The organism is Chryseobacterium potabilaquae, from assembly GCF_902728265.1.
GTDB lineage: Bacteria > Bacteroidota > Bacteroidia > Flavobacteriales > Weeksellaceae > Chryseobacterium > Chryseobacterium potabilaquae.
In genome coordinates, this window is record NZ_CACVBR010000006.1 from 61,114 (window position 1) to 79,354 (window position 18,241).

General features: G+C 31.4%; 22 protein-coding genes. 5 read left to right on the top strand and 17 right to left on the bottom strand.

All coding sequences use genetic code 11. From position 1 onward, the window contains the following. Window positions 1–3: 3 nt before the first annotated feature. From accB to pdxA, 4 genes are all read right to left on the bottom strand, one after another. Entirely contained in the window at window positions 4–489 is a 486-nt protein-coding gene (gene accB, locus CHRY9293_RS05240) for an acetyl-CoA carboxylase biotin carboxyl carrier protein (RefSeq protein ID WP_122637570.1), read from the bottom strand. Between the two features lie 128 nt (window positions 490–617). Continuing rightward, window positions 618–821, bottom strand: coding sequence for a 50S ribosomal protein L32 (gene rpmF / locus CHRY9293_RS05245; RefSeq protein ID WP_007843326.1), 204 nt, complete (start codon window positions 819–821; stop codon window positions 618–620). 62 nt (window positions 822–883) lie between these two features. Beyond that, window positions 884–1,399, bottom strand: a complete 516-nt coding sequence (locus CHRY9293_RS05250) for a YceD family protein (protein ID WP_162031911.1) — start codon at window positions 1,397–1,399, stop codon at window positions 884–886. Window positions 1,400–1,482: 83 nt separating this feature from the next. Continuing rightward, the gene (gene pdxA / locus CHRY9293_RS05255) at window positions 1,483–2,574 is read right to left on the bottom strand and encodes a 4-hydroxythreonine-4-phosphate dehydrogenase PdxA (RefSeq protein ID WP_162031912.1); all 1,092 of its coding nucleotides are present in this window, start codon (window positions 2,572–2,574) and stop codon (window positions 1,483–1,485) included. Window positions 2,575–2,622: 48 nt separating this feature from the next. Between pdxA and CHRY9293_RS05260 the strand changes: the two genes are divergently transcribed. From CHRY9293_RS05260 to CHRY9293_RS05270, 3 genes are read left to right on the top strand one after another with little or no spacing between them, the layout of a single operon-like run. After that, on the top strand, window positions 2,623–3,219 hold the full coding sequence (locus tag CHRY9293_RS05260) for a riboflavin synthase (RefSeq protein WP_162031913.1): 597 nt from the start codon (window positions 2,623–2,625) through the stop codon (window positions 3,217–3,219). Beyond that, a complete protein-coding gene (locus CHRY9293_RS05265) occupies window positions 3,209–4,663 on the top strand; it encodes a sensor histidine kinase (protein ID WP_122548580.1) in 1,455 nt (484 codons plus the stop codon). Before CHRY9293_RS05260 ends, CHRY9293_RS05265 begins: the two co-directional genes overlap by 11 nt. Beyond that, entirely contained in the window at window positions 4,663–5,358 is a 696-nt protein-coding gene (locus CHRY9293_RS05270) for a tRNA1(Val) (adenine(37)-N6)-methyltransferase (protein WP_228455475.1), read from the top strand. The genes CHRY9293_RS05265 and CHRY9293_RS05270 overlap by 1 nt, the downstream gene beginning before the upstream one ends. Window positions 5,359–5,363: 5 nt before the next feature. Here the strand turns inward: CHRY9293_RS05270 and CHRY9293_RS05275 are convergent, their stop codons facing one another. Together CHRY9293_RS05275 and rpmH are read right to left on the bottom strand one after the other, a co-directional pair. After that, window positions 5,364–6,074, bottom strand: coding sequence for a cell division ATP-binding protein FtsE (locus tag CHRY9293_RS05275; protein WP_122548578.1), 711 nt, complete (start codon window positions 6,072–6,074; stop codon window positions 5,364–5,366). 156 nt (window positions 6,075–6,230) lie between these two features. Then, window positions 6,231–6,389, bottom strand: coding sequence for a 50S ribosomal protein L34 (gene rpmH, locus CHRY9293_RS05280; protein WP_162031914.1), 159 nt, complete (start codon window positions 6,387–6,389; stop codon window positions 6,231–6,233). A 228-nt stretch (window positions 6,390–6,617) separates the two neighbouring features. On the opposite strand from rpmH, the gene CHRY9293_RS05285 reads away from it, so the two are divergent. Continuing rightward, the gene (locus CHRY9293_RS05285; protein ID WP_162031915.1) at window positions 6,618–7,622 is read left to right on the top strand and encodes a DHH family phosphoesterase; all 1,005 of its coding nucleotides are present in this window, start codon (window positions 6,618–6,620) and stop codon (window positions 7,620–7,622) included. Between the two features lie 5 nt (window positions 7,623–7,627). On the opposite strand, the gene CHRY9293_RS05290 is transcribed toward CHRY9293_RS05285, so the two are convergent. The 3 genes from CHRY9293_RS05290 to CHRY9293_RS05300 all read right to left on the bottom strand — a co-directional run bounded on the left by CHRY9293_RS05290 (window position 7,628) and on the right by CHRY9293_RS05300 (window position 9,859). Beyond that, complete coding sequence (locus CHRY9293_RS05290; protein WP_162031916.1) at window positions 7,628–8,407, bottom strand: patatin-like phospholipase family protein; 780 nt, start codon at window positions 8,405–8,407, stop codon at window positions 7,628–7,630. Window positions 8,408–8,557: 150 nt separating this feature from the next. After that, on the bottom strand, window positions 8,558–9,340 hold the full coding sequence (locus CHRY9293_RS05295) for an alpha/beta fold hydrolase (RefSeq protein WP_162031917.1): 783 nt from the start codon (window positions 9,338–9,340) through the stop codon (window positions 8,558–8,560). Between the two features lie 12 nt (window positions 9,341–9,352). Next, on the bottom strand, window positions 9,353–9,859 hold the full coding sequence (locus CHRY9293_RS05300; RefSeq protein WP_162031918.1) for a hypothetical protein: 507 nt from the start codon (window positions 9,857–9,859) through the stop codon (window positions 9,353–9,355). Between the two features lie 210 nt (window positions 9,860–10,069). Here CHRY9293_RS05300 and CHRY9293_RS05305 point away from each other — a divergent pair, with 210 nt between their 5' ends. Then, on the top strand, window positions 10,070–10,906 hold the full coding sequence (locus CHRY9293_RS05305; RefSeq protein WP_162031919.1) for a T9SS type A sorting domain-containing protein: 837 nt from the start codon (window positions 10,070–10,072) through the stop codon (window positions 10,904–10,906). A gap of 107 nt (window positions 10,907–11,013) precedes the next feature. On the opposite strand, the gene CHRY9293_RS05310 is transcribed toward CHRY9293_RS05305, so the two are convergent. From CHRY9293_RS05310 to CHRY9293_RS05345, 8 genes are all read right to left on the bottom strand, one after another. Then, a complete protein-coding gene (locus CHRY9293_RS05310; protein ID WP_162031920.1) occupies window positions 11,014–12,216 on the bottom strand; it encodes an MFS transporter in 1,203 nt (400 codons plus the stop codon). Between the two features lie 66 nt (window positions 12,217–12,282). Continuing rightward, window positions 12,283–12,795: a GNAT family N-acetyltransferase gene (locus CHRY9293_RS05315; RefSeq protein WP_162031921.1), complete on the bottom strand. Its 513-nt coding sequence runs from the start codon at window positions 12,793–12,795 to the stop codon at window positions 12,283–12,285. A gap of 101 nt (window positions 12,796–12,896) precedes the next feature. Then, entirely contained in the window at window positions 12,897–13,844 is a 948-nt protein-coding gene (locus CHRY9293_RS05320) for a hypothetical protein (protein WP_162031922.1), read from the bottom strand. 86 nt (window positions 13,845–13,930) lie between these two features. Further along, entirely contained in the window at window positions 13,931–14,131 is a 201-nt protein-coding gene (locus tag CHRY9293_RS05325) for a hypothetical protein (RefSeq protein WP_162031923.1), read from the bottom strand. Between the two features lie 15 nt (window positions 14,132–14,146). Beyond that, entirely contained in the window at window positions 14,147–14,347 is a 201-nt protein-coding gene (locus CHRY9293_RS05330; RefSeq protein WP_122548568.1) for a hypothetical protein, read from the bottom strand. Between the two features lie 15 nt (window positions 14,348–14,362). Continuing rightward, complete coding sequence (locus CHRY9293_RS05335; protein ID WP_162031924.1) at window positions 14,363–15,664, bottom strand: radical SAM protein; 1,302 nt, start codon at window positions 15,662–15,664, stop codon at window positions 14,363–14,365. Window positions 15,665–15,675: 11 nt separating this feature from the next. Next, window positions 15,676–16,656 carry a hypothetical protein gene (locus CHRY9293_RS05340; protein ID WP_162031925.1) on the bottom strand — a complete coding sequence of 327 codons (981 nt, stop codon included), beginning with the start codon at window positions 16,654–16,656 and terminating at the stop codon, window positions 15,676–15,678. Next, complete coding sequence (locus CHRY9293_RS05345; protein WP_162031926.1) at window positions 16,646–17,782, bottom strand: AAA family ATPase; 1,137 nt, start codon at window positions 17,780–17,782, stop codon at window positions 16,646–16,648. Before CHRY9293_RS05345 ends, CHRY9293_RS05340 begins: the two co-directional genes overlap by 11 nt. Window positions 17,783–18,241 lie beyond the last annotated feature (459 nt).

The following is an 18,241-nucleotide window of genomic DNA, read 5'->3' on the forward strand; positions in this document are numbered from 1 at the left end:
AAATTAAGATGGATCTACTAAGAATAATGGTTGATCATATTCTACAGGAGTGGCATCGTCTACTAAAATTTTAACGATTTTCCCACTTACCTCCGATTCGATTTGGTTGAAAAGTTTCATAGCTTCAATTACGCAAACTACTTTTCCGTTAGAAACTTCATCGCCTACATTTACGAATACTTCTTTATCTGGAGAAGGTTTTCTGTAAAAAGTTCCAATCATTGGAGATTTGATAGTAACATACTTGCTATCATCAGATACCATTTCAACTTTTTCAGCAGTACCAGCTGTTGGAGTTGCTACAGGAGCCGAAGTTGCAGCTACTTGTGGAGCAGCCGTGTGGTACACAGTAGGCTGAGCGTAAACAGCATCACTTCCAGCTAATGGAGTTTTAATGGTGATTTCGAAATCTTTAGTTTTGTATTTTACTTCAGAAACTTCAGCTTTAGACACAAACTTAATAAGATTTTGTATGTCTTTAATGTCCATAAATTTGATATTTGATTTTGTCCCAAAGATACCAAAAAAACACAAAAAACAACAAAAAACCGCCCAATTTTATCAAAATTGGACGGTTTTTGTATTAAAATGAGGCTTTTTCGTTAGAAAAGCTACTCTTAGTTTTCTTCAGTAGTTGCTACTTCTTTTTCCAATACTACTTTACCTCTGTAATAAAGTTTTCCTTCATGCCAGTGAGCTCTGTGATATAGGTGAAGCTCACCTGTCGTAGCATCTTTAGCTAATTGAGGAACTACAGCTTTATAGTGAGTTCTTCTCTTATCTCTTCTTGTAGACGATTGTCTTCTCTTTGGATGTGCCATTTTGTAATAACTTTTTTAATTGATGAGCGATGAGATTCATCATCTCATCATATTTAAATTATTTAATTTTTATCTTTTAATTTTTTTAATATATCCCATCGGGGATCATTTTTTTGTTCTTCCTCTTCTTTTGGATGAAATTTCTCAAGAATTTCTAAATCTTGATCACTTACATTGGGTGATATTTTTTTCATTGGAATTGAAAGAACTACATTTTCGTAGACCAATTGTGCTACATTAAAAGCATGGTCTGCGGTAGGAATAGTGATTACATCTTCGTCACTATCATCATACTCTTCGCCAAATTTTACCAAAACTTTAATTTGATTTTCAATAGCATGGTCAAATTTATCATTTGTGATATCACAAATGAGCTCTACCAAACCTTGAATTTTTATCTCAAATTCTAAAAAAGTAGTGTGTTTATCTAATAAAACATGCACTGCAATTCTAGGATTAGTAAATTCCTGATCAGTATCAAATAATTGAAAGAACGATTTTTCAATCTCAAACTGGAACTCGTGCTTGCCGTTTTTTAATCCGGAAAAGCTTACGTCGTAGTTTCTTAACTTATCCATAAAATGAGTGTGCAAAAATATGCTTTTTTTTTATAATCAACAAATAAATATAAAACAAATTTAATCTAAAATTTGTTTAAAAATTAAGATTCAGTTTCTTCAGGGAGGTCTTCATCTATTCCATTATCAATGGCTATTTTTCTTGGCTGTAAGCGATTGCTCATTAGCTCATTATATTCGGTTCTGTTTTTAAAAATTTTAATAGCAGTAAACATTGCTTCTGTAAAACTTTGTTCATCAGCCATATTTTTCCCCGCAATATCATAAGCTACACCATGATCAGGCGATGTTCTTATAAAGGGTAGACCTGCAGTATAATTTACCCCCTCTTCATAAGCTATTGTCTTGAATGGAGCTAACCCTTGATCATGATACATGGCTAATATAGCGTCAAAATTTTTGTATTTATGGGGTTGAAAAAAACTATCCGCTGGAAATGGGCCAAACGCTAGAATATCATTGTCTGAAAGTTCTTTAATTGCGGGGCTAATAATATCTATTTCCTCATTCCCAATTACACCTCCATCTCCTGCATGGGGATTCAGCCCTAGGACTGCTATTTTAGGTTTTTGAATACAAAAATCTTCTATTAATGTTTGATTGAGTATACTGATTTGCTTTTTTATTTTTTCTTTAGAAATATTTTCAGCGATATGTGCAACAGGGATGTGGTGAGTGGATACAGCAACTTTCAAATCCTCGGTTACGAGAAACATTAGTCCTTTTTTATTGAATTTTTCTTCAAAATATCCCGTGTGGCCTGCATGTTGAAAGCCCATTTTCATCATCTCATCTTTATTGATCGGTGCGGTGATAAGAACATCGATTTCGTTTTTTATTAGTGCTTCAGTAGCTGCTTCCAAGGAAGAAATCGCTAATTTGGTAGATTCTTCCGTAGGAGTGCCGAGTTCTACATTCATGTTTTCTTTCACGAGATTCACCATGTTCAGTTTTCCCTCTTGTGCTTGTGAAGCTTCATTAATATAATTGAAATTCAGATTTAATTTGAAAATGTTTTTTTGATAGGTAAATATTTTTCCCGAACCAAAAATGATAGGAGTAAAAAAATCTGTAATTGTTTTGTCTTTCAATGACTTCATAATAATTTCTGGACCAATGCCGTTGAAATCACCTATTGAAATTCCTACTCTTATTTTGTGGTTTTTTTGGCTCATTTTAGTTATCTTTGAACATTATAATTTACAAATTTAGCAAAAAATAATATGTTTACAGGAATTATTGAGGGAGTTGGTGTAGTTGAAAAAGTAGAGGAACATGGAGGAAATGTTGATTTTACTCTAAAATGTCCTTTTGTTAATGAGTTAAAGATAGATCAAAGTGTTGCTCATAATGGATGTTGTTTAACTGTTGTTAAAATTGAAGGTGATCAATATGTGGTCACGGCGATTAATGAAACATTGGAAAAGACTAATCTGGGTCAATGGAAAGTTGGTCATGTTGTGAACCTGGAGAGATGTATGAAAATGGATGGGAGATTAGACGGACATATTGTTCAGGGGCATGTTGATAAAACGGGAGAGGTGATCAATATTGAGAGTAAAGAAGGAAGTTTTTTTATCACTATTAAATATGAAGGAGAAGGTAGCTTTGTAACTGTTCCTCAAGGCTCTATTACAGTCAATGGAATCAGTTTAACGGTTGCAAAAAGTGAAGAATCTCAGTTTTCGGTAGCAATTATTCCATATACTTGGGAATTTACTAATATGCAAAATATAAAGGTAGGAGACCAGGTAAATCTGGAATTTGATATTATTGGTAAGTATATTGCTAGGTTAATTAAAAAACAGGGTGTCAATTAATATATATAAAGGATATAGTCTCAGAAACCGTGTGTTTTTTGGTTTCTTACTTGTGTGTCTTTTGAGCGTTGTTGCTGTTTCCTTGGTTCCTTATTTTGTTCTAAGGAAAAATTCTCAACAGCAAAGTAAAATAGATATGCAGGATAAGACGAATGCTGTTATGAGGTTTCTTGATTATGCGGTAAGTCGTACAATTATTCATACCAAAGATCTTCCTCAGGTTTTAGGTAATAAAATATTTGAAATTGCCGATATTAATCAACACGATGTCATTATTTATGATTTAAAGGGGAATTATTTACTTTCAAATAAGGATGAAAGCCTTATTGAGCAAAAATCTATTCCTATCAGTATGGTGAATAAGATTCTATCTACTGATGCAAGGGTTGATACGAAAGGATATGATCAATCTAAAGAAGCTGTTTTTACGTCTTCATATTTGGTTCTAAAAAATAATGTATTAGAGCCTATCGGAGTAGTATATATTCCTTTATATCATAATGAATCCGCAAATTTTGAAGTTCTACATCAATATGTTAAGTATATTCTTTTAGTAGACTTTTTTCTTATTCTTTTTAGTGTTTGGGTAAGCTGGGTCACTTCGAATAGTTTGGCTAAAAATATTACCAAGTTTTCTGATATGATTACTCGTATTACGTTATTCGAAAATGAAATGCGCCCTATTCGATACTATAAAAATGATGAACTGAACGCTTTAGCCCGGGCTTATAATAGAATGATATTGCAAATCCAGGATCAAAAAGAGAGGTTAAGGTTTAAAGCTTCTGAGGAAGCTTGGAGGGAAATGGCTAAACAGGTTGCCCATGAGGTTAAAAATCCTTTAACGCCTATGAAGCTTACTATTCAGAATTTTGAAAGAAAATTTGACCCTGAAGATCCTAATATAAGAGAGCGTGTAAAGCAAATGAGTAAGACAATGGTGGATCAGATTGATCTTATTGCTACGGTAGCATCTGCGTTTTCTGAATTTGCTAAACTTCCTGAAAAAAATAATGAGGTAATTAATCTTAATATAGAGGTGGAAGGAATTCTTAGGGTGTTTAATGATGATAGTATCTTTTTCCATACCAATAAAAATAATATTATGATCAATATGGATAGGATTTACCTTTCCAGAATCATTACTAATCTAGTTACCAATGCAAAGCAAGCAGAAAGTGAAGATCGAAAGTTAATCATTAATGTGGATATTGAGCAATATCAAAAACGAGTGATGGTATCTATACAAGATAATGGAATAGGAATTTCGGAAAATATGTATGATCGAATTTTTGAGCCTAATTTTACATCCAAAAATAGTGGAATGGGACTTGGTTTATCTATGGTGAGAAAAATGGTAGAAGATTATAAGGGTGAAATATCTGTTAAATCAGAAGTGGGAAAAGGGTCTACCTTCACTATTACATTACCTACAAATTTATAGTGAAACCTTTCAGATTCAAGCAGTTTGAAATACGTCAGTCTACCCATGTTTTTCGTGTAGGGACTGATGGTGTTTTGTTGGGAGCTTTGGCGAGTGTTCAAAATGCTTCAAAAGTTTTAGAAATAGGTACAGGTACTGGGCTTATTACTTTGATGCTTGCGCAAAGAAACTCTCAAGCTGATTTTTTAGGTATTGATATCAATGAAGAAGCTGTTAATCTTACTAAAACTAATTTTAATAATTCTCGTTTTCGCCTTAGGCTTAGCAATATTTTTCATGATTTTAAAACTTTTAAAACAGATGTGAGATTTGACCTTATTGTTTCTAATCCTCCTTATTTTGAAGAATCTAATTCTGAGAAAGATAAACTAGCAAGGCAAACCATTGAATTGAATTTTAAAGAACTGATTTCGGGAGCATCAAAGTTGCTGTCCGACAATGGTATTTTTTCTGTCATTATTCCGGTAGAATCGGGAGATTCTTTTGTTGAAATAGCTAAGGATAATGGTTTGATTTTAAATAAAAAAATTAATATAAAAGGAATTGAAAATTCTAAAGAAAAAAGGCTGATTCTCGAGTTTTCTATATTTGAGACGATCCTCCAGGTTGTTGATTTTGTTATAGAAAAAAGTCCGAGACAGTACTCGGACCAATATTTAGAACTCACAAAAGAGTTTCATGTTTTTGGAAAATAATATGGCTATTCGAATAATTCCGTTGTATCTAGTACAGAAACTTTTCCATCTTCACATCTAATTGCTTCTCCAGGGAAATTTTGAATCATATGATAATCGTGTGTTGCCATTACTACTGCAGCGCCATTTTCTAATGCTACTTGCTTTAATAAAGTCATAATTTCATTAGAGGTTTCTGGATCTAAATTTCCGGTTGGTTCATCTGCTAGAATAAGGTCTGGATGATTTAATAGAGCTCTTGCAATTGCAATACGTTGTTGTTCACCACCGGAAAGTTCATGAGGCATTTTGTGTTTTTTACTTTTCATATTTACACTTCCTAGAACTTCGTTAATTCGTTCTTCTATTTTTATAGAATCATTCCATCCTGTAGCTTCAAGAACGAATTTTAGATTTTTTTCTACAGTTCTGTCAGGAAGCAATTGAAAGTCTTGAAAAACAATACCTAATTTTCTTCTGAGGTTTGGAATATCGGATGGTTTTAGTTTTGCGAGGTCAAAGCCTACTACTGCGCCGTGTCCTGAGGCTAGCGGAATGTGTCCGTATAATGTTTTTAAAAGGGAACTTTTTCCTGAACCTGTCTTTCCTATAAGATAGCAAAATCTGCCTTTTTTAATGTTTAGATTTACATCAGAAAGGACAGTAAAGTTTTTTTGAGCTATTTTAGCATGTGCTAAGCTTATAATATTATCTCCAGAGATATTGGTATGTGGCATAATTCAATTTTATAGTGCTATTTCTAAAGAAATTTTTCAATTTTTAAAAATAGAAAAAGAAATGTAAGAAACCTAAATTTTAGTAAATTTTAACAACAACAAAAAATGCCTGAAAAGCTACTTTTCAAGCATAATTTGTATATGATTATAAGAAGATTATCTCTTAGCGCGTGATGCACTTACAGTTAATCTCTTTCTGCCTTTAGCTCTTCTTGCAGCCAAAACTCTTCTTCCATTTGGCGTAGACATTCTTTCTCTGAAACCATGTTTGTTTCTTTTCTTTCTTTCTGATGGCTGGAATGTTCTTTTACTCATTACTATATATTTAAGTCGTAATTATCTATTGATTTTTCAGGTTGCAAATATATAGATTTTTTTAAAATTTACAAACTTTAATTATCTTTTTTTAAAATTATTTGACTTAACTACCATGTTGTATGCTTATTGATTAAGACTCGCTTAGATGTTTTATGTTTTTAAAATAATGATTAATGATTTATATAAAAGTTCTATCTTTGAGGTTTTAAATTTAAATAAACATTGATGTTTACACCTGCAGAGCTTTTAGAAATTAAGACACTCCTTACTCGTGAGAATAAAATAGTTATACTTACACATTATAATCCGGATGGGGATGCTGTGGGCTCTAGTTTAGGATTGAAACATTATTTAAAAGAAAAAGGAATTCATGCTGAGGTTATTGTACCCAATGATTTTCCGAAGTTTTTAAAATGGATGCCTGAAGCTAAAAAGACCATTGTTGCTGAGTATAAAAGAAAGGTGGCATTTGATTTTATTAATGAAGCGGATGTTATTTTCTGTTTAGATTTTAATTCTCCTTCAAGAATAGGGATCTTAGGAGAGTGGTTATCTAAAGCTAAAGGTAAGAAAATTCTGATCGATCACCATCAACAACCCGAGCTCTTTGATTTTGTATACTCTGATACAATCATTCCTGCAACCTGCCAGATGGTTTATCATTTTATTGAAGCAATGGGTGATGAAAAATTAGTAAATAAAGATATAGCAGAGTGTCTTTATACAGGTATTATGACAGATACAGGGGGGTTCCGTTTTAGATCTACTAGCGCGACTACTCATAGAATTATTGCTAATTTGATTGAAAAGGGCGCAGACCCGTCAATTATTACCTCTAATACTTGGGATACTAATACTGTTTCGCGTCTTTATTTATTAGCTTTGATTTTGGGTAGAATTGAAGTCGTGAATGATGGAAAAGTAGCCGTTTTATACTTAACAAGGGAAGAGCTTAAGAAATATGGGTTCCAAAAAGGAGATACAGAAGGGTTTGTAAATTATGGATTGAGTATTGTAGGGGTAAGTATGTCTGCCTTTTTTATGGAGGATTTATATGATGACTTTATTAAAATTTCATTTAGAAGTAAAGGAGATGTGGATGTAAATCAATTCTCAAGAAAATTCTTTAATGGAGGAGGACATATTAATGCGGCAGGTGGTAAGTCATACGAGTCACTCAAAGATACAATCGAAACATTCAAGACTAGGGCTAGGGAAGAGTGGTTATAATATAACTATATTTTGCTATATCCTTTACTTTCTAGTTCATTGCAAGTATATACATATACTTCTTGAAACATATGATCTAGAAATTTTTTATTGAATATGCTAAACCTATTCATTTTAGGGGGATCTAAAAAGATATTACAATATTTTGCTTTAGAGTAGACTGATTTTCCAATAGCTAAATGTAAAATTCTATCAAATTCTTTCATTAAGCTCATACTTTGAAACGAATCATAACTTATTGAATTGACATGTGAAGCTATTAAAATATCACATTGATCCATAATAGGTTCAATAGGTAGGTTATCTAATACTCCTCCATCGATATATACTTTTTCACCAATTCTTACAGGAGATAGGATAAAAGGAACGCTCGAAGAAGCTAATAGAGGAGCAAAAAGTTCGCCTTCTGAGAAAAAATCAATAATACCGTGGGTCATCTCTGTTGCGGCAACATAGACGGGGATTTTAAGAATTCTAAAATCGTCTTCAGGAAAGTGATCTTTAAATAACTTTAAAATAAAATTAGAACTGAAAATACCATTTTTTGAAAGTCTTAGATATGATCTAGACAAAAATGTGGTTTGTTTTATAATATCCATCATTTCCTCAGGAGTTTTTCCGTAGGAATAAAATGCTCCCACAATGGCTCCTGCGCTAGTTCCGGAAATAATATCAGGTTTCAGATCATATTCTTCTAATGCTGTTAAAACGGCAATGTGAGCAACTCCACGCATTCCTCCGCCTGAAAGTGTCAAACCAACTATGGGTTTCTTTTGTATTCCCATTTAATATTTTAATATAATCTAATTTACATGATTTTTTTGAGAAAAATAATAAAATCTAGGGTATTATAAACCAATTTTCACAATAGATTTTAGAAGGAAGTTTTGTTTTTCAGAAAAGCTAAAAGAAAGATGTAACTTCTTCAAGTCGCTTTAAAGAATAAGATTTTTCGGCATATTGTGAAGAAGTTCAATATTGATAATTTCTGCACAAATGCTTGGTTTTTCCCAATGACCATTATGCCCGCAATCGATAATATAAGATTTGATATGTGTTCTTTCCGGAAGATTTTGAATCATTATTTCTGTTTTTACGGCATTATCATGCTTTCCGGCAAGAATCAAAATTTTTGCATCAAGGTTTTCTAAAATATGCTTTTTATCTGTTCTTTCTACCATTCCTTTTACACAGGCTAAGGCTCCTAAGTTATTGGTAGATAGAGCGACTTCTAAAGCGGTCTCTATTTTGCCTTCCAAAACATCTCTTTCATTGGGATTAAATAAATTAGGGATGCCTGCTTTTACATAGTTTGGAAAGGCTTCTTTTATAATTCTATAACTTTTAATACGTTGTTGTTTTTTATCATCATCATCAGGAAAATATGTTGAAAAGAAAAGGGTTAAGCTTTTGAGCTTTTCAGGATATTTCTCAGCAAATGCAAGGGAAATATAACCTCCCATGGAATGACCTAATAAGTGGATTTTATCTAAGTTTTGAGTATCTATCACTTTCTTTACTTCTTGAGCCATGAGTTCCATTGTGTGTACCTCAGCTAAAATATCGGACTTTCCATGACCGGGAAGATCAATTTTTAATAATGAAAAATCCTTGGAAAGATGCATTTCCAAATCATTCCAAATCGAAAGATTCTCCATAAAACCATGTAGTAAAACTAATGTTTCTTTACCACTCCCTTTTTTCTCAAAATGTAGCATAATTTTAAAATATTAAAAATAAATGTCAATATAATCAACAAAGCCCGAACTATTTACCATATCTTGTAATCGATAGGTTTTCCCTCCATCTTTTGACATAAAAGTTTTTGTTCCTTTTCGAGTGTAAGGCTTTCCATTGTCATTTTCACCAATGCTTTGTTTTATTTCTCCCGTAAAGTTGATGTGCTTGGAAGAAACAGCTATAGCAGTTCCATTAATCGTTACATAGTTTTTTCCAGCCTTTATACTTCCTGAAACATCATAATCATCTCTTCCCATTTTTTTGAAATTCACAGACCCTGGTGCTTTAATGAGGTTGTGAGTGAATTTATGATCTCCACTCAGATCTTGGAAACGGTTTTTACTATTGATAGTCTTGATACTATCATTAATTTTTGTCCTCACTGAGTTGATAGAATCAATGGTTTTATTGTCCGTTTGAGATGGTAGAGTACCTGACTCTTTTTTAGAACAAGATAGGAGAGTCGCTATTACTATAGGGATTATTAAATACTTCATGGATGAGATCAATTATAATTCCAAATTTAAATAAAAAATGATATTGGCTAGACTTTTTTATTGAAGGTAATTATGATATAAGAAAAAGAAGTACCTTTGTTGTACTAAAATAATAGCGCTTACAATACGAGATTAGTGTATGTAATTTTATATTCCTTTTGATGGAATATTCCGGGTTAATTCTAATGTTTAACACGAATAATTAAAATGATGACAAAAAAAATCTCAATTACCAAAAGCGCGGCAGAAAGCTTGTTATTCTGCATTATGTTTTTATTAGCACTATCTGCAAATAGGGTACAGGCCCAAACAACCTGTTCCAATACAGCGGATATTTTGCCTAATGGAGTTACATCTGTTAACGGTGTGCAAGTTCTCTCTACTTCTACAGGTTCTGTACAAAATGTAGGATTTATTGGGTTTCCCTTAGTTTGTAGCCCTTTGAATCTTGGGACGGGTCAAGGCATGGCCGTTGGGGCTACTGGAGGTTGGTCTATAAACCTTATTTTTGATAAACCGGTTAATGATTTGATGGTATTAATTAGTGGTGCTGATACTAGTAGTGGTGCTGAAAATTTTATTTTTAATTCTAATATGGGTACTGTCTCCATTTCTTCTGACAATTATTGTGGAATGGTTATTGCCGGAAATCAAATTATTACTACCGCTGTTGGGGGAGGTATTTATAAAATTCATTCTCCGATTTCTTATACACAATTGACCATGAGTGGAGGAGGAGGTTCTGATGGAAGTAATATCGGAATATGCTCAGCAAGTATTAATGTATTAGGAGTGCATGATATTGTTGGTATGAAAAATGATATCGTAGATATTTTTCCAACTCCCACAAAAGGCTTAATCACCATTTCATCTAAGGAAAATTTAAAATCATATAACATTTTTGATGAATCGGGAAAAATGGTCTTATCATCTTTTTTAAAAGGAAATAAAAAAGAAGTTGATTTATCTATTTTGAAGCCAGGAAACTATATCATAACGATAGAAACAGAAACGAAAACGATCAACAAAAAAATAATTAAGCAATAACAAAGAAATTTTATAGTCCAAAAAGAATATCTTAAGCCCCCGGTTTTACATACACAATCCCTAACAGTTAGTTGTTGGGGATTTTTTATGCTCTTTGTAAGTGTTTCTTAAATAGAATTGGTGAGTTTTTTTGTATAGGTAAAATAAATTCCTGTGATAGAAATTATAATCAATATACAAACAACTAACCATAGACTTCTAAAACCATAATTTTGAGCTAAGAATGTACCTAGAAATGGAGATATAAATAGGGCTGTCGAAAAGATAGCTCCAAATAAACCCATATAAGAGCCTATGTTTTTACCTTCTGCCCGGATAGAAGTAATGGTAGACAAAAATGGAATTACTAATATGTTGGAAATAGATATACAGGTAATGGAAATAAGGATAAGATATATATCCGAAAAAAATACCAATATGAAATATCCTGTGAACAATAAAAATAGGCCTAATATTACAATATGAATTATATTTAAAACTTTTGTGAGCCATTTTACTAAAGGCATTTCTATCATAAAAAGCAAAAGACCACAATAGCCAAAGATCATTCCGATTTCTATTTTAGATAATCCTACATTTTTATAAAATAGGGGTAATGTACTGAATAGCTGCATGAGGCATACTGCATAAACAACACAAAAAAGAATAAAAATCAAAAAATATTTGTCTTTATATGGGGAATGCTTATTTTGAGAAATAGTATCATTATTTTTGGAGGTTGTTTTTATTTTATCTTTAAAGAAAAGATAGAGAATGCTTCCCGAAATGAATGCTGCGATCGCATTTACATAGAATATAAGGTTATAAAAAACAGAGGAAAGAATCCCTCCCAAGAAAGGTCCTATGAAAAAGCCTAAGTTTAAAGCTAATCTGTTTAAAGAAAATGCTCTAGCTCTGTTCTCTAATGAGGAATATTTTGTAATGGCAACAGAGTTGGCAGGTAAAAAAATCTCACTGAAGGTACTCTGCAAGAAAAGAATTATAGATAGAAGGTGAAAGTTTTTTATTTCCGGAATTAATAGAAGTCCGGGAATACACAAAAATAGACTTACAATCTGGACTTTGAAATATCCCATTTTGTCCACCATCTTACCTCCTAAGTAGGATCCTAGAATGGCACCTAAACCATAAAAACTTAGCAATGTTCCTGTTTCTTTTAATGAAAAACCAAGTTTCTCTGTTAGATACACTCCAAGAAAAGGAAGTACCATAGAGCCTGAACGGTATACTAGCATAACAACAGATAGCATCCATGATTCTTTAGCTAATCCTTTATATGGACTAATAAAAAAATTAAATATGCGATTCATGTGAACTTAGCAATACTTAATTTATTGGATATTGATAACGTATTGCGAATTTTAAATAGCTTGCTCCTATCCATTCTTAACTAATAAATAGAAACGGTGAAGATTATGAAATTGATTATTCTTATAAACAGCGTCTATTGAAATTCCTTCTTCTATAAAACCATTATTTTTTAATACTTTCATAGATGCTATATTATGCTCAAATACGTTAGCAAAAATTCTATTTACATCTAAGCTATTTTCCGCATAATCTATCATTTTTTTTATTGAAGTACTGGTAATTCCTTTTTTCCAATATTCTTCTCCGATCCAAAATCCAATTTCTATACTTTTTCTATATACATCAGGTTGCTTAATGAAACTTATGACCCCAACAAGTTGGTTATTGAAATCAATGCCAAATGTTAATTGCAAATCTTCTTTAGAGACCATTGCTATAAAGTTTTTTGCATCATCAATAGTATATGGATGAGGGAAAATATCCCTCATGTTATTCCATATATTTCTATTGTTTGCTAATGTACTCAGCACTTCTGTATCATGTACAGATAATTTTCTTAATATTATTACATCTTCCATTGGTGAAATTAATTATTGACCTGTTCCATTAGTAGGAAAAGGTTAATGTTTTCCTCTCATTTTTTGGATAGGGTATTTTTTTAGTATTTATTACTTTTGTATTAAATGCTATAGATGTTTAGAGAGTCTTTCAGTGGAAATAATGATTCTTTTAAAAGGTGTTCCACAGAATTCTTTCCTTTATCAAGTACATCGAGTAAAAACTCATTAGTCAATTGGTTTTCTCTAAAAGGTCTTAATTCTTCGGCTAAAATATGGAAAAAATTCATTTTTGCATCTGTTGTTAAATTAGAAAGCTCTAACTCTTTTGACAGATCTTCTCTGTGTAGAGAGTTGTACCATTCTTGGAATACTCTTTTGTCATTTATAGACATAATTTTAGATTCCAGGTCTTCCAATTTTTCGCTTAGGAAAACACAGTTTTTTTGGATCATATATTTACCATCCACTCCATTAATATATCCGATCTTTGAAGGTACGTACTCGGGGATATTAATAGAAATTCCGTTTCGTCTTTTAAGATTTTCAGCTATTTCTTGCATGATATAGATGTAGCCGATAATTTCTTCACCTCCTTGGAAGTAATCTGCATTAAGGCTTAATGCCATAGACGCTATTCCAAGTTGGGGGTATAGCCATTCTGTGACAGATGGATAATTGCTAAGCCCTAATTCTTTTCTCTGATAAGATTTCAAAGATCCTAGAAATGAATTTTCATATAAGTGATTACAATATTCAGTATCAATTACTGTGCTATAATATAGCATATGTTCCAGGAACAAATGAGCAATATCTGATGTTAATACAATATTATTATTTTCTATATCAAATCCTGAATTGATAAAATCTTGTACCACATACAATGTTCTATTTTGAATGTATTCTCTTTCTTTCGGATACATAAAATAAGCCAAAAGGTCATCTAATACTACAATTGTATTGTATTCATGTTGGCATTCAACTAAAGATTTCATTGCTCCGAAATAATGCCCCAAATGTCTAGGTCCTGTTACTGGATTGTGTGCACTTATTAAATTTTTTCTTTCCATTTTTATTATTTTTTTTATGTTGTGGTAAATAGAGACCAATAAAATTGGCCCCTATATAATACTAAGGAATTACAGTTAAAATTGGTTTATTCGCAGTCCTGTTTTATATCACTGTCATGAATTATGATATTTTCATCGACCATATTCATCATTCTAAGTTTATCTCTTGTTATTTCCAGAGGAGTACTTAGCATAGGCTTTACGTTTTCAAAAACGGGTGTTGCCTTACTGTCAAGAGATTTTACTTTCCCTTTGATTTCTTGGGTGTTTTCTTTTACTGTTTTCATTGTAATACTTTTTGATTATTCACAATCTTGTTTTATATCACTATCATGAATGATGATATTTTCATCAACCATATTCATCATTCTAAGCTTATCTCTTGTTATTTCAAGGGGTGTGCTCAACATGGGCTTCACATTTTCAAAAACAGGTGTCGCCTTACTGTCAAGGGACTTTACTTTCCCTTTAATTTCTTTGGTGTTTTCTTTTACTGTTTTCATTTTAATACTGTTTAATTATAGTAATTCCTTAATATTTACTGTTTTTCCAAAATAATTATCAGCAGTGGTTAAACTTCTCCACTTATTCATGTTATCGGATTCTTGCCAAACATGGATAAGATCGCGTCCTATAATATTTCCTGCATCCCATTCATGATTATTTTCGACATCCACTCTTTTAAGTTTTACTGAAACATAGCATAATCCTTGAGGTGTTATTCTCATTAATCGCTCTCCTGTTCTGGTGAGTAAAGGTTGGTCGTTAATTAATCCTCTGAATACTTCTTCATCCACATCATTTACAATTTCTTGCCATGCTGAGTCAGCGGGTTTAATAATTTTATCATCGACCAGTTGCTTCAATAGAAGATTCGCCTGATACAGTTCTTCATTATTTGGCATATCTTTTTCTAGGTTAAGAGCTCTTCCTGCGATATATAGAGGTGCAAAACTATATCCTAAAGGTTTGTATGGGGATATCAATTTTCCAATATTATAAATGTCATCTTTATTATATTTTGTCAATACAGTACCCACTATAAAAGGAACATTATGCTTTTGAAGTAGCTCCATTCCCTTCATCACTTTTAAGAAATTTCCTTTTCCTCTGTATTGTTCACATATTTCTTTAGTAGAACCGTCTAGTGTTGTTTGCAGGAAAACAAAATTCTTTAGCTGGCTCAAATAAATAATATCTTCTTCAGTTGTTAATGTTAAATCTGAACCAATTGACACCATTAAGCCTAAGCTATCTGCATATGCTACCATTTCTAAAAGGTCTTTCCTCCTTGTAAATGGATCTCCTCCTGTAAATCTTACATAATAAACACCTGAATCTGAAATATTTTTAATAATAGGAAGCCATTGCTCAACGGTGAGTTCTTGAGAAATATCTACACGAGGATTACTGAAATATGAACAATAAGAGCATTCTCTAGCACATTTATTAGTACTTTCAATCTCAACACCTAAAGGGGAATAGAAATATTCATCAGAGAAAGCTTCATCCGGAATATCTTCAAAATAAAAAATAGGTTTGTTTATAGGGTCTTGGTTTTTAAAGTCAACGCAGATATCTACTCTTTTTAAAAGATCTACAAAACTTTCTATTTCCTCGAGGGTAACTTTTGATATATCAAAATCTTCTGATATTTTTTCATAAATTTCTAAAATATTCTTAGGGCTTTTTAAAGCCAATATGATTTGGTATCCTAGTTTGTTGAAAAATCTTACTGATCTTCTTTTGTTGATTAACACAATACAGCCGAAACTTTCTTTTCGTATTTTCAATTGTGAATGTAAGATGAGCTTTTCCATATTATTTCGGTTTAAAAATTATTATTTATGCTGGTTGATGACATTTTATAAATCCCTTTTTTTATAGTTCCAATATGATTGACCAATTGATCTTTTATTTTTTCATAGTTGGAGAGGATGATACTGTCTAAATAATCTATTCCCAATTGGTTTTCTCTAAAAGGTTTTAATTCATTTACTAGTATATCTTTAAGAAGTGTTTTGAGGTATGTGAAGTCTGTATCTATGGAATAAAATTCAAAGACATTTTTATGTCCTGCTGAGGTAAGCCAATCTTTGAGAATGTTTTTATTTTCAATGGTTTCAATTTTTTCAATGATAGAATCTTCATCCTCTGATAAGAAAATGCTATTATGTTGAAACATATATTCGCCATCTAATCCTAGTACATATCCATTTCTTGAGGGCTCGTATACTGGGGGTGGATTATAATCATCATATACTTTCTTTATATTATTCTTTATATTATTCATAATATAGGTATAGCCAATGATCTCTTCACCGCCTTGGAATAGTTCTGTCTCCAAGGCAAGGGAAACGGCAGGCATCCCTAATTGTGGATAAAGAAGCTCAAAAACAGAGGGGTATAAATTAAGTCCCAATTCTTCACGTTGATAAGACTTTAAACCTCCAAGGAAAGAATTCTCATATAAATAATTGCAAAATTTATAGTCAATGAAATCGGCATAAAAAATCACGATCTCCATGATGTATGGCAAATAAGAACTTGTTAAAACTACATGATTTTTTTCCGTGTCATAACCACAATTAATGAAATCCTGTAATACAAAATAAGTCCTGTTTTTAATGGCATGAGCTTCTTTTGGATTCATTAATATCGCCATAATATCATCTATGACCAGATAGGATTCGTGTTTATATTGATTATTAACAAAATCTTTCATGGATCCCCAATAATGGCCTAAATTTCTAGGGCCGAAGATGGGGTTTTGTACGCACACTTGCTTTAATTTATACCTATTATCTTCCATATTTTTTAGTGTAAAATAAATTGATGAAGTCTTTTGTTAGCTCTATTTTATTCTCCTGAATTTCATTGATGATAGAAGGCACAATGACGTCTAGGATTTCTGTAGATTTTGAGTCATAACCTTGCTTTTTCATTGAGCTAGCTTCCTTTTTATAGGTGTTCAATAATTTTAATTTATTTTTTTGCTCAATAAAATTTTTTCTATTTATATCAAATGTTTCAATGATTCTTTTCTTGGTTTTTTTTAAGGAAAGGACATCAATCTCATTCGTTTCTTTAAAGATATTTTTGAATAAGGGGTCTTCAATTAAATTGGCATGGAAATCTTCCTGATATTCTAGCTCAATAAGTTGATCAGAATATCTGAATTCATTATCCATAACTAAGCTAGAACATGCCAGATCTATCAAGTCAATAGCTTTATCCGGGAAGTAAGAATCCGGAATGTTCTGAGTAAGATATATTGCCTCAAGAATCGCTTCATCACTAATTAATATTTTATAAAATTCTTCATATCTGTATTTTAGTTTTTTTATAATTAAATAAGTGATATAATCTTCAGGTTCTTCGATAGTTATTTTATGAAACCTTCTATCTAATGCTTTATCTAATGAAATGGAAGTACTGTATTCCATAAAAGTAGTGGCTCCGATGAGTTGTATATCACCTCTTGCAATGAAAGGTTTAAGGAGATTTACAAAATCCACTGAACCTTCAGAGGCACCTGCTTTCATAATAGTATGTAATTCATCTATAAATAAAATGACATCGCTATTGCATATTTCTTTTAAAAGTTGTTCGGCTCTTTCTTCAAATTCTCCCCTATAACTTGTTCCAGCAAGCATAGTGGACATTTTAATTCCATATATTTTTTTGTTTTTCAGTGCATCTGGTACCTCATTTTGAACAATCATTTGAGCAATACATTCAATAATTGCTGTTTTTCCAACACCGGGATGCCCTAGCAGTATTACATTATTTTTAATTCTTCTGCATAAAGTTTCGATCACTTTTTTTATTTCTATATTTCTATAAAAAACAGGGTCGTATCTCTTTAATTTAGCGTTTTCGTTAAAGTTAATAGCATACTTTTCAATCGAAGACTCAATGGATCTATTATTTTCCATTTTATAATAGTGTTAATAGTATAGGTAATATTTCTGATTATTGATTTATTTCAATTATTTAGCATTCATATGAAGGGTAAATAATTTGCTTTTATTTAATTTATTTAATCCAAATCGTTATAAATTATTAAGTGTATTGTATTAAAAAATCTATTATTTGAAACAAATGATAGTATTTTATTTTACTCCCATTACTGTGATCTTTTCAAATGTATTAATTAAATGAATATCTCATTTTACTGCAGATTTAATTAACACTAAATAATTATTTATTATTGTAATTTTAGTTTATATGTTATTTTATTTATTGAATATGTTGTTTTTGATAAATAAAATATTCTTTTTGTTTTATTGGTATTTTTTTTATTAAAAAAATGATTTACCATAATTAATCTTAGTTAATTTAACGGTTATTTTAATGTCTTATGTGGGCATTTAATGATGAAATCATATAATTTC